Origin of the sequence: Arthrobacter sp. CG_A4 (assembly GCF_035985125.1) — a bacterium.
Taxonomy (GTDB): Bacteria; Actinomycetota; Actinomycetes; order Actinomycetales; family Micrococcaceae; genus Arthrobacter.
Map to the genome: position 1 here is coordinate 36192 of NZ_JAXCID010000010.1, position 23269 is coordinate 59460.

The 23269-nt window shown below is 68.4% G+C and carries 18 protein-coding genes; 6 read left to right on the forward strand and 12 right to left on the reverse strand.

Annotated elements, in window-relative coordinates; all coding sequences use genetic code 11:
• Positions 1 to 65 precede the first annotated feature (65 nt).
• The 4 genes from RCH07_RS06335 to dut form a co-directional block, all read right to left on the reverse strand.
• Positions 66 to 866: a DUF3159 domain-containing protein gene (locus tag RCH07_RS06335; protein ID WP_326966626.1), complete on the reverse strand. Its 801-nt coding sequence runs from the start codon at positions 864 to 866 to the stop codon at positions 66 to 68.
• Positions 863 to 1291, reverse strand: a complete 429-nt coding sequence (locus RCH07_RS06340; RefSeq protein ID WP_326966627.1) for a hypothetical protein — start codon at positions 1289 to 1291, stop codon at positions 863 to 865. Before RCH07_RS06340 ends, RCH07_RS06335 begins: the two co-directional genes overlap by 4 nt.
• The gene (locus RCH07_RS06345; RefSeq protein ID WP_326966628.1) at positions 1284 to 2033 is read right to left on the reverse strand and encodes a DUF3710 domain-containing protein; all 750 of its coding nucleotides are present in this window, start codon (positions 2031 to 2033) and stop codon (positions 1284 to 1286) included. The genes RCH07_RS06340 and RCH07_RS06345 overlap by 8 nt, the downstream gene beginning before the upstream one ends.
• A 172-nt stretch (positions 2034 to 2205) precedes the next feature.
• Entirely contained in the window at positions 2206 to 2736 is a 531-nt protein-coding gene (gene dut, locus RCH07_RS06350) for a dUTP diphosphatase (protein WP_442784781.1), read from the reverse strand.
• 417 nt (positions 2737 to 3153) lie between these two features.
• Here dut and RCH07_RS06355 point away from each other — a divergent pair, with 417 nt between their 5' ends.
• On the forward strand, positions 3154 to 3639 hold the full coding sequence (locus tag RCH07_RS06355; RefSeq protein ID WP_326966629.1) for a DUF3093 domain-containing protein: 486 nt from the start codon (positions 3154 to 3156) through the stop codon (positions 3637 to 3639).
• 42 nt (positions 3640 to 3681) lie between these two features.
• On the opposite strand, the gene RCH07_RS06360 is transcribed toward RCH07_RS06355, so the two are convergent.
• Positions 3682 to 3981: a DUF4193 domain-containing protein gene (locus tag RCH07_RS06360; protein WP_326966630.1), complete on the reverse strand. Its 300-nt coding sequence runs from the start codon at positions 3979 to 3981 to the stop codon at positions 3682 to 3684.
• 359 nt (positions 3982 to 4340) lie between these two features.
• Between RCH07_RS06360 and sepH the strand changes: the two genes are divergently transcribed.
• A complete protein-coding gene (sepH, locus tag RCH07_RS06365; protein ID WP_326966631.1) occupies positions 4341 to 5687 on the forward strand; it encodes a septation protein SepH in 1347 nt (448 codons plus the stop codon).
• 111 nt (positions 5688 to 5798) lie between these two features.
• Here the strand turns inward: sepH and RCH07_RS06370 are convergent, their stop codons facing one another.
• From RCH07_RS06370 to RCH07_RS06380, 3 genes are all read right to left on the reverse strand, one after another.
• Positions 5799 to 7016 (reverse strand): alkaline phosphatase family protein, encoded by a 1218-nt coding sequence (locus tag RCH07_RS06370; RefSeq protein WP_326966632.1) that lies wholly within the window; start codon positions 7014 to 7016, stop codon positions 5799 to 5801.
• Positions 7017 to 7032: 16 nt separating this feature from the next.
• Positions 7033 to 7773: a DUF5998 family protein gene (locus RCH07_RS06375; protein WP_326966633.1), complete on the reverse strand. Its 741-nt coding sequence runs from the start codon at positions 7771 to 7773 to the stop codon at positions 7033 to 7035.
• A gap of 121 nt (positions 7774 to 7894) precedes the next feature.
• The gene (locus RCH07_RS06380; RefSeq protein ID WP_326966634.1) at positions 7895 to 10585 is read right to left on the reverse strand and encodes a bifunctional acetate--CoA ligase family protein/GNAT family N-acetyltransferase; all 2691 of its coding nucleotides are present in this window, start codon (positions 10583 to 10585) and stop codon (positions 7895 to 7897) included.
• A gap of 65 nt (positions 10586 to 10650) precedes the next feature.
• On the opposite strand from RCH07_RS06380, the gene RCH07_RS06385 reads away from it, so the two are divergent.
• The 3 genes from RCH07_RS06385 to RCH07_RS06395 all read left to right on the forward strand — a co-directional run bounded on the left by RCH07_RS06385 (position 10651) and on the right by RCH07_RS06395 (position 15200).
• On the forward strand, positions 10651 to 13191 hold the full coding sequence (locus tag RCH07_RS06385; protein ID WP_326966635.1) for a DNA gyrase/topoisomerase IV subunit A: 2541 nt from the start codon (positions 10651 to 10653) through the stop codon (positions 13189 to 13191).
• Positions 13192 to 13572: 381 nt separating this feature from the next.
• Entirely contained in the window at positions 13573 to 14442 is an 870-nt protein-coding gene (locus RCH07_RS06390; RefSeq protein WP_326966636.1) for a hypothetical protein, read from the forward strand.
• Positions 14443 to 14681: 239 nt separating this feature from the next.
• On the forward strand, positions 14682 to 15200 hold the full coding sequence (locus RCH07_RS06395) for a DinB family protein (RefSeq protein WP_326966637.1): 519 nt from the start codon (positions 14682 to 14684) through the stop codon (positions 15198 to 15200).
• Positions 15201 to 15230: 30 nt separating this feature from the next.
• On the opposite strand, the gene RCH07_RS06400 is transcribed toward RCH07_RS06395, so the two are convergent.
• From RCH07_RS06400 to RCH07_RS06415, 4 genes are all read right to left on the reverse strand, one after another.
• On the reverse strand, positions 15231 to 16247 hold the full coding sequence (locus RCH07_RS06400; RefSeq protein WP_326966638.1) for a GNAT family N-acetyltransferase: 1017 nt from the start codon (positions 16245 to 16247) through the stop codon (positions 15231 to 15233).
• A gap of 9 nt (positions 16248 to 16256) precedes the next feature.
• Positions 16257 to 19757: a thiol reductant ABC exporter subunit CydD gene (gene cydD / locus RCH07_RS06405; protein ID WP_326966639.1), complete on the reverse strand. Its 3501-nt coding sequence runs from the start codon at positions 19755 to 19757 to the stop codon at positions 16257 to 16259.
• A 6-nt stretch (positions 19758 to 19763) separates the two neighbouring features.
• Positions 19764 to 20813, reverse strand: a complete 1050-nt coding sequence (cydB, locus tag RCH07_RS06410) for a cytochrome d ubiquinol oxidase subunit II (RefSeq protein ID WP_326966640.1) — start codon at positions 20811 to 20813, stop codon at positions 19764 to 19766.
• 190 nt (positions 20814 to 21003) lie between these two features.
• Complete coding sequence (locus RCH07_RS06415) at positions 21004 to 22587, reverse strand: cytochrome ubiquinol oxidase subunit I (protein WP_326966641.1); 1584 nt, start codon at positions 22585 to 22587, stop codon at positions 21004 to 21006.
• 289 nt (positions 22588 to 22876) lie between these two features.
• On the opposite strand from RCH07_RS06415, the gene RCH07_RS06420 reads away from it, so the two are divergent.
• Positions 22877 to 23263 carry a BlaI/MecI/CopY family transcriptional regulator gene (locus tag RCH07_RS06420; RefSeq protein ID WP_326966642.1) on the forward strand — a complete coding sequence of 129 codons (387 nt, stop codon included), beginning with the start codon at positions 22877 to 22879 and terminating at the stop codon, positions 23261 to 23263.
• The last annotated feature ends 6 nt before the right edge of the window (positions 23264 to 23269 follow it).

The window sequence follows — 23269 nt, forward strand, 5'->3', positions numbered from 1 at the left end:
TATCAGAACGAGTCGTTGTGACGGCTGGGAACACCCCTAACTGATAGCTCAACGGAGCCGTAGTCCTACTTTGCTTCCGCATCAACGGGGGCCGGCGCCGGGCGGGTCAGCAGCCACGCGACCCAGATGCCGAGAATGTACAGCGGGGCCCCCATCAGGAGCCGCATCGTGGCCAGTCCCGCGAGGCCGGCCTCCCCCATGAAGTAGAGCGGCACCTGGACCAGAAGCCGCAGGGCCAGCACGGAGACAATCACCCAGGTGCCGATCCGGTAAGCCTTCACCCGGGCCGGGTGCTTGCGCCATTCCAGGCCTTCGTTCCGGATGAATCCGAAGAGCAGTCCGGCAAAGGGCCACCGGACGGCAATCGAGACGGACATCGCCAGGATGTACGCGGTGTTGGTGAAGAAGCCCAGGACGTAGAAGTCTTCTGCCTTACCGGTGGAATTGGCGAGCCAGGCGGAGAGACCGACGCCGACGACGCCCGCCAGGGCCTGCGTCAGCGGCTTGCGCTGCACCAGCCTGGCGGCGGTAAACGCCGCGGCGACCGCCAGCGAGGAGATCAGCGCCAGGGGAAGCCCGCGCGTGATGGTGAAGGCAATAAGGAAGACCAGTCCCGGCAGGATACTCTCGGCGATGCCCTGGATCCCGCCGGCGCTCTTTAGCACGTCGATGTTGCCGTTGCCCGAACGGTGCAGCCCGGCCTTCGCCGCGTACCCTTCGGCGAGCTGCGCCACCGTGGGCTGGACTTCCGTGGGCTGGACTTCCGCGGGCTGGACTTCCGCGGGCTGGACTTCCACCTGCTGGTCAAGTCCGGGCCCGGGCTTCCCGGGTTTCTCTGGCTTCTCGGGCTTTTCGGGCACGGTCATTGCTCCTCCTGGCCGGAGAGTATTTCGTAGCGGGGGTTGAACATGGTGGGCAGGCCGTCACGCACAGTGACCATGCCCTCGAGCCGGAGTTCCGAGCCGGCGTCCACCCCGGGAATGCGGCGGCGCCCCAGCCAGACGACGCGGAGCCTGTCCTTGGGGACGGTTCCGCGGCGGCGCCGGGGGGCGGCTGCCGCGGACGCGTCGGCGGGCTGTGACGCGTCGGCGGCTGCCGTCACGGCCCTGGCCCAGCGTGCCGTGGCCGGCGGCTGGCCGTGGTCGACCACGATGGCGGTGAAAGCGGCCACTTGGCTGGCCGGCGCAAAGGTGACGGCCTCGATGAAGCCATGGCACAGCACACGGCCGCGGTCCGGCAAGCCTCGGACGGACACGGAGGTGGCTGGATCCTCGCGGGGGGTGTCAGCCAATCTGGGTAGTCTCCGGTCCTCGTTCGGGCTGGTCCAGGTCAGGGGCGGACTGGGGCGCCGGTGTGGCGTTTTCCTTGGGCAGGCGGAGCTGCAGCAGGTCGCGGGGCGGCATGGGGTTCTCGCCCCGGACCACGACGATCCGGCGGAACAGCCCTTCAAGTCCGGCGGCAGCGTCGCGGTCCACTGCGGCCTCGCCGCCCAGGACACCACGGAGGAACCAGCGCGGGCCGTCGCAGCCGATGAAGCGGGCCACGCGGTAGCCGTGGCTTGCGTCCGCGCCGCCGGCCGGCAGCTTGGCGAGGAGCTCTGTGCCGAAGCTGCCCTGGATCTCCTCGATCTGGCCGCCCTGGCTTCCCACCGATTGGCCGATCTGCTCGCGGATTTCATCCCACAAACCTTCCGAGCGCGGCGCTGCAAACGCCTGCAGCTGGAGGCTGGAACCTTCCAGATCCAGGGTGACGGCGACGACACGCTGCGTGGCCTCTTCGACCTCGAGCCGGAGCTGCAGGCCTTCGGCAGGCGCGATCAGGAGCGCTCCGAGATCGACGTAGCCGTCCTGGTCCTCGATTTCCGAGACATCGAAGGGACCCGTGGACCCACGGAGGGAGGGGCCGGCGGCCTCGGCGGAACCATCGGCGCGCACGTCAGCGCCCTCGCCGGGCACATCGGCGGCTGCCTCCGGGGCTTCGCCGGGCTCCGTCAGCTGTTCCTGCTTGGCTTTCCTGCCGCGCCCAAAAACCATGGGTTTGTCTCCTTTGTTGTGATCCTGTGCCCGCCGTACGGCACCGCCGCGGCAGTGCGTCCGTATGGCGTCTGCCGCCCTTAAGGGGGCAGCCGCCGGCCTAATATCTCGAAATTCCGATCAGAAAAACGGGGTCCCACACTTCACCTGGCTGGGGCGATCCGTCCCGGCCTCAGGCCTGCGGCGCCCCGAAGCCGCCGGTGGAGCCGAAGCCCCCGGCACCGCGGACAGAGCCGTCCAGCTCCTGGACCGGCACGAACCGGGCGTACTCCACGCGCTGGATAACCATTTGTGCAATTCTATCGCCGCGCCTGAGTTCAATCGCCTCGTGGCGGTCAGTGTTGAGCAGTGTCACCGCAATTTCTCCGCGGTAGCCCGCGTCGACGGTGCCCGGAGCATTTACCACCGTCAGTCCGTGCCTGGTGGCGAGGCCGGAGCGCGGATGGATGAGGGCCACGAACCCGTCCGGGAGCGCGATGGACACTCCGGTGGGCACCAGCCGCCGCTCCCCCGGTTCCAGCACCACATCTTCGCGGGCGCACAGGTCCGCCCCCGCGTCGCCGGGGTGCGCGTACGACGGCGGCTCCAGCCCGTCGTCGAGCATCTTCAGCTGCACGGTCAGAGTGGGGGTACCGTCCTGCCCTGCGCCACTTTCCGCTGGCTGGTCCGGGCGGCCTGTCACGGCGGTTTTTTCTTCAGTCACAGTTCCACACTCTAACGCCAGCACCGAAGATCGGCCTAGCGGTCATTTTAGCTAGTTCGTCGGGAGCTAGACGGAGCCTGGACCTATACGCGCCGCGGGATCAGCGGGGACATGCCCATTCTTCGCACCCGGGACTGGGCATAAAGACACTATGTCCATCCGCTGCCCCAGGCGCGGGACATGTCCCGTTGGGCCGGTGTCCAGTCCAGCGGGACATGCTCGTTCTTCGCACCCGGGACTGGGCATAGTGACATTATGTCCATCCGCTGGCCCCGGCGCGGGGCATGTCCCAGAGCCCAGCCACCGTGCCCAGACCGCCGACGAACTAACGAAAAGGCCGACTAGCCGCGGCCGGGACTGGGGCAGCCTGCCGGCGGCCAAGATGAAATAGCCCGGGAAAAGTGGAAAGCTGGGCACATGCCCGAATCCAGTGCAGCCGTGCCTGCCGCCAGTAACTCCCCCAGTGACGAAGCCGTCCTCTACAACGAGAAGCTCTGGCCGAACTTCTGGATCTGGCTGGTGTCCGCGGGATTCTCCGGCGCGGGAATCCTGGTGTTCGCCCCGATCAGCATGGAAGCCGCGTTCACGGCCGCCGCTGTGCTGTTCGTGATCATCGCCGTATTGCTGATTCTTTCGACACCGGCCATCACCGTGACTGCTTCAACGCTGCGCGTGGGCCGGGCCACGATCGAGCGCCGCTTCGTCGGCACCGCGGACGCCTTCCGCGGCAAGGAGGCGACGGCGGAGCGCGGCACCCGGCTTAATGGCCTCGCGTTCATGTGCATCCGGGGCTGGATCGATCCGGTGGTCCGCATCGAAATCACCGATCCGTCCGACCGCACGCCTTACTGGCTGACGTCCAGCCGGCACCCGGACCGGCTGGTCTCTGCGCTCCAGTCCTAGCTCTGCGCTCCAGTCCTGGCCCTGCCGGCCGGGACCGCCGTGCTAGCCCACGCAGTCCCGGCAGTACGTGAGGCCGTCTTTTTCGCGTGCGATCTGCGAACGGTGGCGGACCAGGAAACAGGAGGCACAGGTGAACTCATCTGCCTGGGCCGGCATGACCCGGACCAGCAGTTCCTCCCCGGACAAGTCTGCCCCGGGGAGTTCGTAGCCCTCCGCGAGGTCTGCTTCGTCGTCATCGACCACAGCCGCTGGCTTGTCCGAACGCCGCGTCTTCAGGGCCTCAATGGAGTCCTCGTTGAGGTCTTCTTCGGTTTTGCGCGGCGCATCGTAGTCTGTCGCCATTGTTTGTTGCTCACACTCCGCATTCGTTCGGTTGGCTCGCTGCTCCGGGGTGGTCCCGCCGGGCTGCTGGCCCGTCAGTTCCCGGGGCCGGCTCACCGATGCCAACGCCGGCCACGCGGTTTTTGTGCCCGACGTCGGGTCATCTTTGCTTAAGCGGCAGCTGAAAGCCAGAGACCGCGGGCCGCTTACGACGCCGGCTGCCGGGGACAGCCCGTGAATCGGCGGAAAATCCGCGTGGCAACGCCTGAAATGTAGCGCAAATTCGCGGAAAACGACGGCGCGCCCTCCGTCCTCACCGGATTTTCCCCCGATCGGTGGCAGAGTTTCGATTGTTAGTAATGCCAGGGTGGAGGATTTGTATGCAGGATCTACGGCTTGTAGGCGTCCATGACGTCGGGGAGCATCTCCTGTTGAGCGGCAGCGGCGGCGAGATGTTCCGGCTGCCAATCGATGAAGCACTTCGAGTCGCAGCCAACCGGACGTCCGCGAAGGCGGCTCCCAGTGCGGGCGCCGTTCCTATTGCCATGTCGCCGCGCGATATCCAGTCCCGGATACGCAGCGGAGCGACGGCGGCTGAGGTGGCGGAACTTTCGGGCATTCCGCTCGCGAAGGTGGAACGCTATGAGGGTCCCGTGCTTGCCGAGCGCGAACATGTCGCCCAGCAGGCCCGCAAGGTAGAAGTAGCTTCCCCGGCCCCCGGCCACGACGTCTACCGCTCAGTTTTCGGGGACAGCCCTGCCTCCCTCGGCGAAATGGTGACTCACCGGCTGAGCGCGCACGGCATTGAAGCCTCCACCGTTGAGTGGGACTCCTGGCGGCGCCAGGACGGCAACTGGAACGTGGTGGCCCGTTTCGAAACGAAGTCCGGCGGAGCGTCCGGTATCGGCGAAGAGCCGCCGGCCATGTGGACCTTCAGCCCCACCCGGAAGTCCCTGCAGAACGCCAACCGCTGGGCCCAGCAGCTCAGTGAACTAGAACCCCTCGACGGCCCGGTCCCGGCGCGTCGGCTCTCGGCGGTCTCGGACCGGCCCTTTGATTTTGAAACCGACGCCGACGTCGCCGCCCGGACCGCGACCGCCCATCTGCAGGTCCAGCAGCTTCAGCTGCAGAAGGACAAGGAGTCGGACGGGCTGCTCGACATGCTGCGCTCCCGCCGCGGTCAGCGCCTTGGTGTGGACGAAGACGCCGACGATGCCCTCGCCCTGCTGATGACCAACGGTGTACCGGCGGCCCACCCGCGGCCGTCCGAAGTGGCTGCCGAACCGGACGAGTCAGCTCCGGAGGCTTCGGGCGCCGTCGAGGCGAAGCAGGCTGAGGGCACGGCGCAGGACACTGCGCCACGCCCGGACACCGACCCCTGGGAGCGGCGCCGTGACGGCCGGCCTTCCATGCTGTCCCGGCTCACCCTCGCCCCCCGGCATCAGGATGACGACGCCCTTAAGCTGCATGACGGCGTCAGCACCGATACCCGGGAGATTACCATCGTGGCCTCGCAGCTGCGGCCCGTTGGGCAGCAGGGACCCACCGCGAGCCCCGGACTGGACGAGCTCCTCGGCGGCGGGTCGTCCCGCCGCCAGCACCGCGACACGCCGGCGGTTGCCCGCCCCGAGCGCGAGTCCGCGGAACCCGAGCGCCAGCCGGCCAAGCCCAAGCGATCCAGCGTACCCAGCTGGGACGAGATTGTCTTCGGAGCCCGCGGGGACTAGCAGCCTGTTTTCGCTGGCCCCTCGGCGGTCCCGGTCCAAAGGTGTGTGGGACGGCCTGGCCCAAGGACTGGCCCCCGCCGGTGCCAGCGGCACCGGACTCTCCGCCGTCGCCTAGGCCGTGGCCCTGGGCGCTTTCCTGCCGTCGGCACGGAAGCACAACAGCGGGACTTCACGCTCGGCCTTGGTCAGGGACCCGTGCTGGCCCACCACCTCCATGGCCGTCGGACGCACCCGGCGGGTGTCATAGAATGCCAGGGCATCCCGGACGGCAATCATGACGTCACCGATCCGCGGCACAACTTCCGCGCGGACCTCACCGAACAGCCCGGCGGCAATTGCCTGTTCCCGGGTGAAAGCCCAGATCCGGTCACCGAAGCGGGACCGCCAGGCATCTATCAGCTGCGCGCGTCCGGCGTCGTCTCGTCCCGCTTCGAGGTAAAGGTGGACCATCCGCGGTTCCCCCGCGGTGTGCCGGACCCCGGCCACGAGGGCTGGTTCGGCCGAGTAGTCGATCCGCTGGGATTCGGGCACATCGAGCATGCCGTGGTCCCCCGTGAGCAGCACCGTGGTGCCGGCCGGCAGGGTGGCACTCAGCCGCTTCACGGTGGCGTCGAGTTCTTCGAGCTGGTGCTCCCATTGCGGTGACTGGCAGCCGTGGCGGTGCCCGGCCTTGTCGAGTTCGTTGACGTAGAAATACATCAGCGACTTTGTTGCACCGGCCATCGCGTCGGCGGCCGCCGCGGTCCTGGCATGCGAAGTGGTCGCGGTGACGAAGCGGCCGCCCCGCAGCGCGGCCTGGGTCATGGCCGAATTGCTGAACTGGGGCAGGCTGACGGTGCTGACGTCGGCATACCCGGCGGCGCGCTCGAACACGGTGGGGAACGGCTGCCAGCGCTGGGGATCCACGCCGGCGTCCCAGCCGCCGAGCATGTTGACCACCCGGTCCTGGTCCGGGTCCAGGACGTCGTAGCCCACCATGCCGTGTTGCCCGGCAGGGAGGCCGGTACCGAAGCTGGCGAGGGAGGCGGCGGTCGTGGAGGGAAACGCGGAATCAAGGACCACCGGCACCTGGCCCTGGCCTGCCTGCACGACGGAGCGCAGGAAGGGGGTGTGCGCCGATTTCTGCTTCAGCAGGTTCCGGCCCAGCCCATCGGCGAGCACCACGCAGACACGTTTGGCCGCGGGCAGCTTCAGCCGGTTCTCGAAGCCCGGGACGCCGAGGCTGGCCGCGGCACTGGTGAGCACCTCGGCGATGGAACGGCTGCCGAAGGCCGGGGCGGCGGGCAGCGGCGTGGTGGGGGCGGTTGGGGCAGCGAGCGGTTCGGGCATACGGACCGGCGCCATCTCAGCGCTGGTGGCCGCGGCTGAGGCGGTTCCCGAAGACACCCATCCGGGCGCGGGGCGGCAGCCCGGGGCCCGTGTGCGGCACGGGGGCGGAGGATCCGGTATTCACGGCCCGGAGGGCGCGGGCGAAGAGCTTGGCGTCCTGGACGGCCTGCAGCCCGTCCGCTTCGGCGCTGATCCGGAGCACAATGTCCTCCTGCGCGATGGTACCGCTGTAGCCGTGGTCGGCCTCGCACTGCGGATCGCCGCAGCTGACCGGGCCCATGTCCAGGCGCTGGCCGCCGGACCAGGCGATGGACAGCGTCAGTTCACGGACCGGGTCCGAGGCCTTGTAGTCCTGCGGCTGGGCGTAAACGTAGCTGAGCACCACGGAGCGGATCTGCGTCACGGGGACGGATTCCGTGGACACTTGCGCGACGGTCTGCTCCCCTGCCTCGTCGAGCTGCTGGTCATCCACATGGGTGATGACCAGCATGTCCTCGGTCAGCACCAGCACGGTGATGTGGCGGCGGACCTCGGCGCGGTCGAAGTGCGTCTCGAGATGAACGAGGTGGGCCACGCAGTCGCGGCCGTCCAGGGCGTCGGCGACGACGTCGGCTACGAGGCGGGGGTAGAAACCGGCCTGCTGGAGGGCCCCTTCCAGGCTGTGACCGTGCGCACTGTGATCGTGCAGGCCGTGGTGGTGCATGCCCAGGGCGGTGACGGGCGCCTGGGGCTTGGGTGTCGGAGACGGAAAGCTCATGGTCTCCATTTTCACAGATCGGCCGGGGACATGCTAACGCCGGCGGACGGTGACGGCCGACGGCGGGTCCCCGTCGGGGAGCCGGCCGGGTCCCCGACGGCGGTCCCTGCTGGGCGTTCCGCTAGCTCCGCATCGCGCGGCGGGCGCTGTCGGTGCGCTGGGCGGCGTTGGCGATCCTGACGTCGGCCGCGAGGATTGACACGCCGTCGGGTCCGGCAAGGACGGGGTTGAACTCCACCAGGGCGATCTCAGGATGGTTGTCCTTGAGCCTGGTCAGCCGGGCCGCAAGGTCCTCCAGTGCGGCGGCGTCCACAGCCGGCAGCCCCTGGTAACCGAAGAGCTTCCGTGAGGCCCGGGGCGCGCGGATGAGGTCGTGGACATCGGAACCGGACAGCGGCGGAACCCGGTGGGCCCAGTCGTCCAGCAGGTTGACCGCGTCCCCGGCCAGGCCAAAAGAGACCACCGGGCCCAGCAGCGGGTCCTCGACGGCGCGGAAAGTGCACGCCTGCCCCACCGGCATCATGGTCTGCACTTCCAGCGACGGCGAGCCGTAGCGTTCCAGCGACTTGCGCATTTCGAGCACATTCCGGCGCAGCGCATCCGCGTCCTGGATGTCCAGCCGCACCCCGCCGAGGTCCAGGCGGTGCCGCAGCGCGGGGTCGGTGGTTTTCAAGGCCACCGGCCAGCCGAGCCGGCCTGCGGCTGCTACCGCTTCCTCGACGGTCTCGAAGCCTTCGGAGGGGATCACCCGGATGCCGTAACGGGCCAGCAGCCTCGAGGCCGCCGCCTGGTCCAGCCGGACCAGGTGCTCGCCGCCCACATGCTCCAGCAGGCTTTCGAGGTCGGTATGGGTGCCGTCGGGGTCGCAGCCAACGGGCTCCACGAAGAGGCCCTGGTCCCGGTTCAGCCACTGGGCGTACCGGACGACGGCGCCGAGCGCGGCCACGGCGGCGCCCGGGTTGGAGTAGCAGGGCACGGCCGTCGGGCCCGCTTCGCTGCCGACCATGCCTTCCACATAGATGGAGGGGTCAAGGAGCCCGCTGAAGGCTGCAACCACGGGTTTTCCGGCGGCTACGGAGCACTCGGCGAGGACCGCGGCGATCTTTTCCACCGTGAGGCCGTGCGCGGGCAGAAGCGCCACCACCACTGCGTGCACGGTGTGGGTGGCCAGCGTTTCCTGGAGGCTGCGCCGCAGGGCCGGCAGTGCCACCGACATACCGGCATCAAGGTCGACGTCGGTGACAATCCGCTCCACACCGAGCCCCTGCTTGGCGGCGCTGTCCGCGACGACCTTCCCGAGTGCCCGGGAGTTGCTGAAGACGGCGAGCCCCGGCCCGTTGGGCAGCGGCTGGCTGGAGACGATCTGGGCGACGTCCATCAGCTGCTCGATCGTCTCGACCCGGATCACGCCGGCCTGGCGCATCATGGCGTCGAGGGCCTCCGGCGGCGCCTGGGTGGTGCGCACGGCGTGGCCGGGCGGCAGCCCCAGTCCCATGGCGTCGGACTTGGCCACAATGACAGGTTTGGTCCGGGCCAGCCGGCGTGCCAGCCGGGAGAACTTGCGCGGATTGCCGATCGATTCGAGGTAGAGGCCGACGGCGGTGGTGTCGGCGTCGTCCTCCCAGAACTGCATCATGTCGTTGCCGGAGACGTCGGCGCGGTTGCCGGCGGAGAGGAAGGTGGAGATACCCACGCGGCGGCGGCTGGAGGAAGCATAGAGGGAGACGCCGATCGCCGCCGACTGGCTGAACAGGCCCAGGCCGCCGCGGCGCGCCAGCGAGGGTGCCATCGAAGCGTTGAGGGACACGCCCGGGTGGGAGTTCATGATGCCCAGGGAGGCCGGGCCGATCACGCGCATGCCGTTGGCGCGGGCCTGCCGGACCAGCTCCCGCTGCCGGGCGAGCCCGCGTTCGCCGTCGTCGTCGTACCCTGCAGTGGCCACGACGATCCCCTTGACCCCGGCGGCGCCGCATTCCTGAACCACCTTGGGGACCTCGGCGTACGGGACGGCGATGATCGCGAGCTTGACCGGGCCCGGGACCTCGGAGAGCCGGGCGAAGGAGAGCATCCCGGCGAGCTCGAGGGCCTCCGGGTTGATCGCGTAGACCGGGCCGGTGAAACCGCCTTCGATGATGTGCTCGAGCAGCTGGTAGCCGATGGTGCCCCATTTGCGGCTGGCGCCGATCACGGCCACGGAGGACGGGGCGAGCAGTTCCTGGATGCTGCGGGCCTCGGCGCGGTGTTCGCGGGACTCCATCACGGCGCGGGATTTGTCGGTGGGGTCGATGTTGAACTCGAGGCTGACAATGCCGTCGTCGAAGTGGCGTTTGACGTCGTAACCGGCGTCGGAGAACACCATCAGCATCTTGCGGTTCTCCGGCAGGACCTCGGCGCTGAACGTCCGGATGCCGTGCTCGCGGGCGGCGGCGGCGAGGTGCTCGAGCAGGATGGAGCCGATGCCGCGGCCCTGGTGGGCGTCCGCGATGTTGAACGCGACTTCGGCTTCCCTGGGATCGTCGAGCCGGTCGTAGCGGCCGATCCCCATGATCTCCCCGCCGATGGTGATCACCAGGGCCACCCGGTCCCGGTAGTCCACCTCGGTGAAACGCTTGAGTTCCTTGGCGGAGAGCCTGGACTTGAACGCGAAGAAGCGCATGTAGATGGACTTCTGCGACTGGCCTACATGGAAGGCCTGCACGGCGTCTGCGTCGGACGGGTGGATGGGGCGCAGATGCGCCGTCCCGCCGTCCCGCAGGACTACATCGGCTTCCCAATATTCCGGATATACGCCGTCCGCGGGCTGATCCACCATAGGCTTAGCCTAGTCATAAACCCGCGCAGCACCGCTCAGCACCCGCAGAAGGACCCACCAGCCTCATGGCACGCCGCCCAACCACGCCCCCGGCAGGGGAAGCCGACCACGATTCCGCAGGAATATTCATCGAGAACATCGTCGACATCGACGTCACGTCCGAGATGGAAGGATCGTTCCTCGAGTACGCCTATTCGGTGATCTATTCCCGGGCCCTTCCGGATGCCCGCGACGGCCTGAAGCCCGTGCAGCGGCGCATCCTGTACATGATGAGCGAGATGGGCCTGCGCCCGGACCGCGGCCACGTCAAGAGCGCCCGTGTGGTGGGCGAGGTCATGGGCAAGCTGCACCCGCACGGTGACACCGCGATCTACGACGCCATGGTGCGCATGGCGCAGGACTTTTCGCTGCGGCTGCCGCTGATCGACGGCCACGGCAACTTCGGCTCGCTCGACGACGGCCCGGCGGCCCCGCGGTACACCGAGGCCCGCCTGGCGGCGGCGGCCCTGACCCTGACGGACCACCTCGACGAGGACGTGGTCGATTTCGTCCCCAACTACGACAACCAGCTCACCCAGCCCGAGGTGCTGCCGGCTGCGTTCCCGAACCTCCTGGTCAACGGCGCCACCGGCATCGCCGTCGGCATGGCCACCAACATGGCCCCGCACAACCTGGTGGAAGTGATCGCCGCGGCCCGGCACCTGATAGATCATCCGGACGCCACGCTCGAGGACATCATGAAGTTCGTCCCCGGCCCGGACCTGCCCACGGGCGGCCGGATCGTGGGACTGGACGGCATCCGGGACGCCTACGCCACCGGGCGCGGTTCCTTCAAGACCCGCGCAAAGGTGGAGATCGAGCAGCTCTCGGCGCGCCGTACCGGGCTGGTGGTCACGGAACTGCCGTACATGGTGGGCCCGGAAAAGGTGATCGAGAAGATCAAGGACGCCGTCAACGGCAAGAAGCTCACCGGCATCAGTGACATCGTGGACCTCACGGACCGCAAGCACGGGCTGCGCCTGGTCATCGAGCTCAAAAACGGTTTCAACCCCACCGCCGTGCTCCAGCAGCTGTACCGTTACTCGCCGATGGAGGATTCCTTCGGCATCAACAACGTCACCCTCGTGGACGGCCAGCCGCAGACCCTTGGGCTGCTGCAGCTGCTCACCGTCTACGTGGAGCACCGCATCACCGTGGTCCGGCGCCGCACTGCCTTCCGGCTCGGCAAGAAGAAGGACCGGCTGCACCTGGTCGAGGGCCTCCTCATCGCCATTGTGGACATCGACGAGGTCATCCAGATCATCCGTTCCTCGGACGAGGTGGCCGCGGCCAGAACCCGGCTGATGTCCATCTACGACCTCACCGAAATCCAGGCCAACTACATTCTGGAGCTCCGGCTCCGGCAGCTGACCAAGTACTCCCGGATAGAACTCGAAAAAGAGCAGGACGAACTGCGCCGGGAAATCGCCGAACTCGAAGCCATCCTCGGCTCCAGCGAGCGGCTCCGCGCCCTGGTGTCCGCCGAGCTGGCCGAAATTGCGGAGAAATACGGCACCCCGCGCCGGACTGTGCTGCTCGAGTCCGAGGCCGTCTCCCCCACCGTCGCCGCAGCCCTGGCCGCTGCGCCGGGAGCCAGGGGCAAGGGCGCCCCGCTGGCGCTCGAGATCGCGGACGACCCCTGCTGGGCCGTCCTTACCGCGTCCGGGATGATCGCCCGCACCGCCAGCCAGGACAGCCTCGCAGAGTCCGGCCCGCGGAACCGGCACGATGTGTTCCGCTCCGTGATCAAAACGTCCGCGCGCGGCGAAATTGCCGCCGTCACGTCCCAGGGCCGCATGCTGCGCCTGCAGGTGATGGACATGCCCGTGCTGCCGCCGACCTCGGGTACGCCGAACCTGGCCGGCGGGGTTCCCGCCAAGGACTTCATCACCCTGCTCAAGGGCGAGTCGCTCGTCGCGTTCGCGCCGCTGGACGAGGTGCTGGCCATCGGCACGGCGCAGGGTGTGGTCAAGCGCGTCCAGCCGGACTACCCGTTGAACCGTGAGGACTGGGAGGTCATCGCACTCAAGGACAAGGACACCGTGATCGGCGTTTCCCCGGCAGGGTCCGACGACGTCGACCTCGTGTTCGTGACGCAGCAGGCGCAGCTGCTGCGCTTCGGCTCCGCCGCCGTCAGGCCGCAGGGCCGGACCGCCGGGGGCATGGCCGGCATCAAGCTGGGCGCCGGGGACACTGTGGTGTTTTTCGGCGCCGCCGGCGTTGCCGACGCGGCCGCCGTCGTTGTGACCATTGCGGGCACCGAGGGGGCGCTTCCGGGCACCGCTCCGGGGGCCGCCAAGGTCACCGCCTTTTCCGAGTATCCGGCGAAGGGCCGCGGCACGGCAGGGGTCCGGGCGCACCGCTTCCTGAAGGGCGAGGACACGTTGCTGCTCGCGTGGGCCGGCCACGGTCCGGCGAAGGCATCCTCGCTGGCCGGGGTGGCCCGCTCCCTGCCCGGCGAACACGGCCGCCGCGACGGGTCTGGGATTCCGCTCTCGCAGGCTATCGACGCGATCGGGCCGAGTATGGCGTGGGCCGCCGAACCGGTCCTGGAGACGGAAGACTAAGGTTTCGCTGGGGCTACGGCGGCGGGCCCGGCGCTGCGGTTCCGCCGGCGCCCGGACTCCTGTTCCGGCAGAGCACTCCGGGAGCCCCTGCAATCGTGCCGGGGTGTCGGCTCACGGCCTCCGGACTGCACGTCAAAGGTCATGGGGCCACCCATTCGCCACAAATGGCCGCTATGGGGCCCGCCGTTGCGGCCATCTGCGTCAAATGGCCGGCGCAAAGGCGCCCCGGCTCGTCAGTCTGGACGAGGGCACCGGCCTGCCAGTCGCACCACCGTGGGCCGCTGCACTACTTGTGAACAAGTCCAGATATCGGCCCCGCTTTATTGCTCTGGGGCAAGTGCGATGCATGCTTGACACGGCCCGTAAATGGAAGGACTTCCAATGCACATGGATTTTCAAGGACTACTTGGACAATGTGGTCACGTTGTCGGCCTCACCCCAGAGTTGTTTGCGGAGTACTTCGATCCAGCCGTGGAACAGGAGTGCCCGGTTCCGGAGTGCCGAGCTAACTTTGATCTTTGGTCGTCTGTGAAGAGCTGTTTCGTCGGCGCGGGATCTACATTCAGCCTGCTGGCACCGCTGGGCGGCCGCACCACAATTGCGAGCGTTGAGATCATTGCTGGGCAGACCATGACACTCGATCTCGGGGCCTTCGGAATCACCCCCAATGACATTGTGAGAGGGGTTAGCCTGACCGGCACCGATGCCGGAACAGACGGCCTAATCGTTCCCGCGCTCATGTTCGGCAACCAGCCTAAACTTCCGTCCCACTTGCCTCACCAGCTTTACTTCTACGGCGTCCCACAAGGGCCCATGCCTCCCTCAAAGTCCTATTTTTCGGTTCATGTTCAATACTTGCCCGCGCAGGAAGAGCCACACCTGAATCTTCTTTCGGACGGTGCATTCGCACACGGAGACCACGACTATCGGCGTGGAATTATCGATGCTCACACCGCCGCCGACATAGCCTTACAGTTATTCATTTCGCGGTCGCTGAACCCTCTCACACCATATGACGAATCCCGGCTTGGATTCCTGGAAAAAGTGGCCGTGCTCGCCCTCACCCGCGCAGCCGCAGGTTTGTCGGCGCCCCCGGTATTGCTCCTGGAAGCGTTTCGAGGGCTTAACCGAAGTAGGAACCGTGCTGTTCACCCTTCGAAGGGCACGAACACGGTTGACGAGGAGATGGGTGCCGAATGCCTCACGGCATCCGTGTTCCTTATGCGATTCATTCATTCGGCGAGTCCGTGACCTGCTGCTGCGATGCCCTTCTGCCTGAAGTAGCGGGCGGCAGGTTGCGGCGCCCTCACACACAGCGCACCCATTCGCCACAGATGGCCGCCATGGGACCCGCCATTGCGGCCATCTGTGGCAAATGGCCGGCTTCGGCTCGCGTGCAGGTGCGGGATTTAGCGAAGCAACGGGTTCGGTGTGGACCGCATCCCCCGTCATCCTCGGCTGCACCGGGAGAATGCGCTTAGACTGCTCGCATGCCTATCATCCCGGATCTCAAGGATTGGACCTGGGTCCTGCAGCGGCCCTGCCCGGAGTGCGGTTTCGATGCCTCGGCGGCCACCCCCGCCACGGCGCCGGGGATCGTCGAAAGCATGCTCCCCCGCTGGCGGGCGGCGCTGAGGCGTCCGGACGTGGCGGAGCGCCCCGATGAGGACACCTGGTCGGTGCTTGAATACGCCAGCCACGTCCGCGACGTCTGCACCCTGTTCGACCACCGGCTTTCCCTGATGTCCACGGTGGACGACGCCCGCTTCGACGACTGGGACCAGGACCTCACGGCGGTCGAAAAGGACTATGCTAACGCCGACCCGGCCCAGGTCAGCACCGAACTGACCGCAGAGGGAGAGCAAATCGCCGCCGCCTTCGCCGGCGTTCCCGAGGAGGACTGGGGCCGCAAAGGTACCCGCAGCAACGGTTCGGAGTTCACCGTGCTGACCTTCGCGCAATACTTCGTGCACGACGTCGTCCATCACCTCCACGATGTGGACGGCTAGCGCGCGGACGGCGAGCATGTGCATGGCAAGCTACAGGTCCTTGTCCCAGACCATGCTGGTGCTGACGGCCACATAGCCCATCTTGGCGTAGAGGGCCAGGGCGCCGGTGGGGGTCTCCGAGTCGACGTCGAGCGATGCCTTGTCCATCCCTGCCGCGGCGAAGCGGCGCATCGCATCGGCAAGGAGAGCCTGCGCCACCCCGCGGCCGCGGAACTCGCGCTGCACGCCCAGCAGGTCCGTGTAGCCCTCGGCATATCCGCGCGACTCGGCGCTCCCCGCGTCGTGGCTGGCGAGCTGGTAGTCGGCCACCCGCCCGCTGGCCCGTTCCACGACGACGGCGCTCAGGTCCGGCCGGGCCAACGGATCATTCACCACGAAGCCCCAGCCCTCCTCGTTCCGGGGTTCGCTGCCCCAGTGGTCCCGGAAGGCCTCGTTGTGCGCCAGCTGCACCGGCTCGTGCAGCCGGGGCCCGAAGGTCACCAGTTCCAGCCCGCCGTCCAGCACCGCCTCGGGGAAGCCATCCTGCAGCGGGCGGTGCATCTCGTTGAAGTAGCGGACAATCCGGTTGCCGGCATCCCCGAACAGCGCCGCCTGGTGCGTGTGCTGCTGCTCCATATGGAGCCGCAACCTCGGCGCGGCTCCGGACCCTCCGTCGGCCCCCGCGTCTGCGTCCGCGGCGAATCGTTGCCGGGTCCGGGCCTCCATCCAGCCCAGCAACCCGGTGCCGATCCCGCTCCCCTGCCACCCGGGATCGACGCAGCCGAACCCGATCGCTTTCTCCCCCTCCGGGTTCCTGGTGATCCGGCCGCAGGCCCGGGCCACGCCCTCCGGGTCGAAGCCGAGGATGGTATTCGCGGCTGCCGGGTTCTTCTTTGACGCGAGGATCTGTTCCAGATCGGCGCGGCGCTCGAACCAGACGGGCCGTTCGACGGCGGCGGTCCGGGCGATCAGGGCGGCCCAGTCCGCCAGGTCCGCGGTCGCCGCGGCACGCCACTGAAGGCGGAGATCGAGACTAGTCAGGGGGCCAACGTCGGCATGTCCGTTCATGGCAACAGGCTAACGTCCGGCCGACCCCCGAACCAGCATCCGCGGTGCCTCCCGCGTTGGCTCCGTTGCCGGTGCCGGTGCCGCCGCCGTGCGCGCGGCCGCCGCGCGGTCCAGGTCCAGCCGGCTATCCGCCACCGCGATGTCCGCCGGGTTGTGGGTCACAAGAACAACGGTGCGGTTCCGCAGGCCGTGCCGCAGCTCGGCCAGCATTGCGCGGCCGGACTCCGCGTCCAGATGGGCCGTGGGTTCGTCCAGCAGGATCACGTCCGCGCCGGTCAGCAGCGTGCGGGCAACGGCAAGGCGCTGCCGTTCGCCGCCGCTGAGGAATGCCCCGCCCGGGCCGATCCGGGTGTCCAGCCCGTGCTCCAGCCGCCCGATCAGCGGCCCGAGGCCCACCGCGGCCAGGGCATCCTGCAATGACTGCTCCGCCTCTGCCCCGTTTACTCCCGCGTGGTCTGCCCCGTGTTCTGCCCCGCGTTGGCCTTCCGGACGACCCAGCAGCAGGTTGCCGCGGATGGTCGAGTCGAAGAGGTGCGCCTCCTGCGGGCACCACGCCGCCCGCCCGCCGAGCAGGATCTGCCCGCGTGCGGCCGGGAGGAAGCCCAGGATCACGGCGAGCAGGGTTGATTTGCCGGACCCGGAGGCTCCGGTGACCGCGAGCCAGCGCCCGGGTTCGGCGGCGGCGGACAACCCGGTAAAGACCGGCGGACCGCCGGGCCAGGCGGCCGCAAGATCCTGGAGTTCAATCCCGGGTTTGCCGCCCGGCCTCCCTGCCACCGGGACAAGACCGCCGTAATCTTCGGTGCCGGCCAGGACACCGGCTTCGCCGATACGCCGCAGCACGGCGCGCAGCGCCGGGTACTGCCGGACCGCCGTCGCCATCGCCGCGTACGGCTCCATGAGCGCGAGCTGCAGCAGCACAACGACGGCGACGGTCGCCGGCTCCACGGCTCCGCTGAGGGCCAGGGGCGCGGCCAGCACGGCGCTGGCCAGTGCAGCGGCCCCGCAGGCCAGCACGGTCAGCCCCTGGCCAAGTCCTTCGGCCCACGCGGACCGCTGGGAGGCCGCCGTCGCGGAACGGTCGGCCCGGGTGATCGCCGCGAGCACCGGGGCGGCGACGCCGTTGGCGTGGAGTTCGGCTCGGGCGTCCAGCGCGGCCGCGACCTGGCGGAGGACGCCGGAGCGCAGCCGCTGCTCGGTGCCGGCGGACATCCGGTCCGCCGCCAGTGCCAGGCCCGGGGCGGCCACGAGGCTCAGCAGTGCGGCCGCGATCACGGCCGGCAGCGCGGCCGGCAGCAGCAGCCCGATGCCGGTGATGGCGGCGGCCGCGACGGCTACGGCGGTCAGCGGCGGCAGCACCACGCGGGGCAGCAGTTCCCGCACGGTGTCGACGTCGTCCACCACGGTGCCCAGGACGTTGCCGCCCTGCAGGAGCCGCCGCAGCGAAAGTGCGCGGTGGCTCAGCGACTCCCAGAGCCGGCCGCGGAGCCTGGTCAGGGCGGCGAACACGGCATCGTGGAGCAGGAGCCGTTCGAGGTAGCGCAGGGCGGCCCGTCCGACGCCGAAGAAGCGCACACCCACAATCGCAGTGAGCAGGTAGAGGATGGGCGGCTGCTCGCTGGCGCGGATGATGAGCCAGCCGGAGAGCCCGGCCAGGGAGACGGCGAAGAGGGCCGCCAGCGCGCCGACGGCGCCAGCGGCGGCGAACCTGCCCGCGACGGGGGCCAGCAGCCGGCGGAGCCCGGCTGCCGTTGAACCGCGGGCCGCGCCGGTAGAGGGCTGTGGCTCCCGGGTGCCGGCTGCCACGGCTGGTGGCGTCAGGCTGGCTGCCGTGGAGGACGCTGCGGAGGCTGCCGCAAAGGACTCCGCGGCCGTATATACGGTGTCCGGCGGTGCTGTGGCGCCGACGGCCACCGTCACCAGTTCGTCCGCGAGTTCGCGGGTCTGCCGGTCGTGCGCCACGAGCAATACCGTGACCTTTCCGCGCAGTGCGGCGATGGCGCGGCTGACGACGGTGGCGGAGTCGCGGTCCAGGTGGGCGGTGGGTTCGTCGAGCAGCAGCACGGTGGCTCCGGCCTCGATCCGGGCCAGGCCCCGGGCCAGCGCCACGCGGCGCAGCTCCCCGGGGCTGAGTTCGGCCGGATGCTTCGCGGCGAGGTGCTCCGCGGCGCAGGCTGCCAGGCAGCGCAGGGCTGATTCGTCGGTCGCCCCGCCCGCTGCAGCTCCCAGATACAGCCGGAGCTCGTCCAGCACTGTCGGGGCGACCATCACGGGGTGCTGCGGCACCCAGGCGAGGTCCGCCGTCGTGAATCCTTCGAGGCGTCCGGTGGTGACTGTCCCGTTCCCCGTCCCGATGGTGCGGGCCAGAACGCCGAGGACGGTGCTCTTGCCGGCGCCGCTGGGCCCGGCCAGCGCCGTGATGCGGCCCGGGGCGGCGGTGAAGCTCAGCGGCCCCACGCCCGTCCCGGCCCGGCCGGCGTAGCGGACGGTCAGTCCGGCCACGGTGACGGCTGGCGGCCCTGCCCTCACCGTGGCCGGCCCGGGGGCGGCGGCAGCCACAGGAAGCAGCGGGGCGGCCTCAGGAGCCTCAAGGATGGCGGTGGTTTCGGCGAGCGCGGCACGGCCCTCGTCGCTGGCGTGGTGTGCGGTGCCCAGTTCCCGGAGGGGGAGGTAGCAGTCGGGGGCCAGGATCAGCGCCAGCAGCCCAGCTTCCAATGCCATGTCGCCGTGGACCAGCCGGACGCCGATGAACACCGCGACGATGGCGACGGAAAGGGTGGCGATGAGCTCCAGGGCAAGGGCCGAGAGGAACGCGGTGCGCAGCGTGCCCATGGTCCGGGTCCGGTATTCGTCCGAAATATCCTCGAGGGCTTTGCGCTGCGCGGTGGCGCGGCCCAGGCCCACCAGGACGGGGAGGCCCTTCGCGAGCTCCAGCATGTGGCCGGACAACCGGGACAGCGCCGATTGGGCTTCCCTGACCCGGTCATCGGTGTAGCGCCCGATCAGGATCATAAAGAGCGGCACCAGCGGCACGGTCAGCACAATCACGACGGCGCTGATCCAGTCCGCGAACAGGATCCGCGCGCCCAGCAGCAACGGGATCGCCGCGCAGTTCACCAGGGCGGGCAGGAACTGGGTGTAGTAGTTGTCCAGGGCGTCGAGTCCCCGGGTCGCCAGGATGGCGAGGCCGCCGTCGGAGGGGCCGGCGGAGCGGGTACCGTTGCGCAGGGCACGCTCCAGCAGCCGTGAGCGCAGTTCCTCTTTGACTCCCAGAGCGGCCCGGCACGACGCCACGGCCTGTGCCCAGACCGTCAGGGACCGCAGGGCTACCCCCGCGACTCCCCAGTACAGCTGCCCGCCCCAGGCAGGGTCACCGGCCATAAGACCCGCAAGCATGGACGCGACGGCCTGCCCCATCAGCACGAGGGACAGGGCTTTCAGTGCCGCGAGGAGGCCCAGCAGGTAGAGAGCGGCGCGGTTGGCGGGGCCCGTGGGGAATTGCGGTCTCATCGGCTGCTAATCCTTGGGCGCCAGGACTTTGGCGGCGATCGCGGGGAGGAAGCTGTGGGCCTCGGGGATGTGCGCATCGCTCACCCGGCGCCGGAACACCCAGTACGTCCACCCCTGGTAGGCGAGGACCAGCGGCAGCCCGATGCAGGCGACGATGCTCATCAGCCCCAGGGTGTAGTCCGAGGAGGAGGCGTTGGAGATGGTCAGGTTGAAGTCCGGGTTCAGCGTGGACGGCAGCACCACCGGGAACGCGGCGCCGAAGATCGAGGCGCTGCCGAGCAGCAGGAAAGCGCCCAGGGACAGGAACGCGCGGCCTTCGGCACCCGTGCGGGCGAAGATCCAGGCCAGGACCGCGGCTGCGACGGCGGCCACGACGGCCACCACGGTCCACGTCTCGCCGCTGAGCAGCTGCAGGCTCACCGCCCAGCCGGCGATCGGCAGCAGGAGCACGGGCAGGAGCCGGACGAACCACCGGCGCGCCCGGTGCCGGATATCGCCGTCGGTCTTCAGGGCCAGGAAAGCGAGGCCGTGCAGGAGCGAGAAGCCGACGACGGCGAGACCGCCGAGCACCGCGTAGGCGCTGAACCACGCGAACGGTCCGCCTTCGCGGTCACCGTTGGCGTTCAGCGGCAGTCCCGTCGTGGTGAGCGCCAGGGCGGCCCCGATGCCGAAGGCCGCGACGAGGGAGCCAAGGGAGATAGCCCAGTCCCAGCGGGCCCGCCACTGCGGATTGTCCACCTTGCCGCGGTATTCGAAGGCGACGGCGCGGAAGATGAGGGCCACGAGGACCAGCAGCAGCGGCAGGTACAGGGCGGAGAACAGGGAGGCGTACCAGAGCGGGAAGGCCGCAAAGGTGGCTCCGCCGGCGGTCAGGAGCCAGACTTCGTTGCCGTCCCAGACCGGGCCGATCGTGTTGAGCAGGACGCGGCGCTCCTTGTTGTTCCGGGCGAATCCCTTCATGAGCATGCCGACGCCCAGGTCAAAGCCCTCGAGAAAGAGATAGCCCGTCCAGAGCACTGCGATGGCGATGAACCAGATGGTCGGTAGCAGTTCCATGCTCAATATCCTCTGTCTCGTGGGTACGTTCCTGGGTGCGTTTGCTGGCGAACGCTTGCTGGCGAACGCTTGCGGGGTGCGCTTGCGGGGTGCGCTTGCTGGCGAACGCTTGCGGGGTGCGCTTGCTGGAGAACGCTTGCGGGGTGCGTCAGTAGGCGGGCGTCAGTAGGCGGGCGTCAGTAGGCGGGCGTCAGTAGGCGAAGGCCAGGACATCGTCGGCCCCGGGCTTGCCGGGACCACCGTCCTCGTTTTCGCCGGCGGGGGCGTGCACGAGTTCAGGCATGGCCGAGACGACGCCTCCCCTGATGTAAGTGACCAGCAGCTTGACCTCGACCACCAGGAGCACGGCGTACACGGCGGTCAGCACCACGAGGGAGGTGAGCAGCTCGCCGGCCGAGACGCCCGGGGAGACGGCCGCTGCGGTGAACATAAAGACCTGGTCGATTCCGCTGGGATCCGGGTTCGGCGCGACGACGAACGGCTGCCGGCCCATTTCGGTGAAGATCCAGCCGGCTGCGTTAGCCCCGAACGGGGCCATGATGCCGACCACGGCCAGCCGCATGAGTCCGCGGGAGGCCGGGACTGTTCCCTTGCGGGTGAGCCACAGCGCCACGAGCGAGGCGAACGCCGCGATTCCGCCGAAGCCGATCATCATCCGGAATCCCCAATAGGTAACTTCCATCACGGGGACGTACTGGATTTCCTGGCCTGCCCGGTCACCGTAGATCGGGTTGTCCGGCAAGTGGGTTCCGTAGTCTGCCTTGTACTGGTCCAGCAGGCTGTTCACGCCTTTGACCTCGGTGGTGAAGTCGCCTTTGGCCAGAAAGGACAGGATGCCGGGTACCTCGATCACGGCCACTACGTCGTCGCAGTTCCTGGACCCGATGTTGCCGATGCTGAGGATGGAGAAGCCGGTGCCGTCGTGGCAGGCTGCCTCGGCGGCGGCCATCTTCATGGGCTGCTGTTCGAACATGAGTTTGCCCTGCAGGTCTCCTGTGACGGCGGTGCCGGCGAAGGAGATCATCGCGACGACGGCGCCGATCCGCAGCGAGCGGATCCAGACGGCGTGGTCGGTCCGGTCCCGGCCCGGCGTAGCTGACTCGCCGGGGATGACCTTACCGTCGGGGCCGACGGTGTCGATGCCGTCGTGGCGCCGCCGCCAGAGGTGGTACCAGGCGATTCCCAGCAGGAAGGACCCGGCGACGGCGAGGGCGCCGAAGAGGGTGTGCGGGACGGCGACGAGGGCGGTGTTGTTGGTGAAGACGGCCCAGGCATCGGTCATGACCGGCCGGCCGTCTATCATCTCGACGCCGACAGGGTGCTGCATCCAGCTGTTGGCCACGATGATGAAGTAGGCGGAGAACACGGAGCCTACGACGGCTATCCAGAGGCAGGCCAAGTGGACGCCGGGCTTGAGCTGTTTCCAGCCGAAGATCCAGAGGCCCAGGAAGGTGGATTCCACGAAAAAGGCGAGGAGGGCCTCCATGGCCAGCGGCGCCCCGAACACGTCACCGACGAAGCGGCTGTACTCGCTCCAGGCCATGCCGAACTGGAACTCCTGCACGATTCCGGTGGCGACGCCCATGATGAAGTTAATCAGGAACAGCTTGCCCCAGAACTTGGTCATCCGGAGGTACTCCGGCTTGCCGGTGCGGTGCCAGAGCGTCTGGATCACGGCTACCACCAGGCCAAGGCCTATTGTGAGCGGCACCATCATGAAGTGATAGACGGTGGTGATTCCGAATTGCCACCGTGCGATTTCCAAGGCGTCCAAGGCAGTCCCTACTGTTGGCTGGCTGTTGGCTGGGCGAGTAATTTCTACGCTACGTAGAAACACTACTTCTACAGAGTGTAGAACAAATCAACGGCTCCCCGCACCCAGCGCCGCACGGTGGTGCACGGCGGTACACGGCCTGAAATTGAGGCGCCGCAACGCGCCGCAGTCGGCTTGTTCTACCTCATGTAGAAAATATGTGCAAAACGCGGTAAATTTGGAGTTGAAGTATTCACACACCATCCGGCACAACAGGTGAGCCGGGCGGCCCTCAAGAAGGACGTATGGAATGGCTAGCCTTGGTGAACTGGAACGGGCAGTGATGGATCTGCTCTGGGCGGGCCAGGAGGCTGCAACGGCCAACACCCTGCGGGACCTGCTGGCCCGGACTACCCGCCCCGCGGATGGCACCGCCGGCCATGAGGGCAAAGAACTCGCAGTCACCACGGTGCTTACCGTGCTGTCCCGCCTGGAGCGTAAGGGGTTGGTGGAGCGCGAACGCGGAACCCGGCCGCACCGTTACCAGTCCGTCTCCAGCCGCGAGGAGCACACCGCGGAACTGATGCACGAGGTGCTCGGATCCGCCCCGGACCGCGACGCCGTACTGGCACGGTTTATTGGTTCCGTCACCGACACCGAAGCCGAGACGCTGCGCAAACTGCTGGGCCTCAGCTAGCGCCCG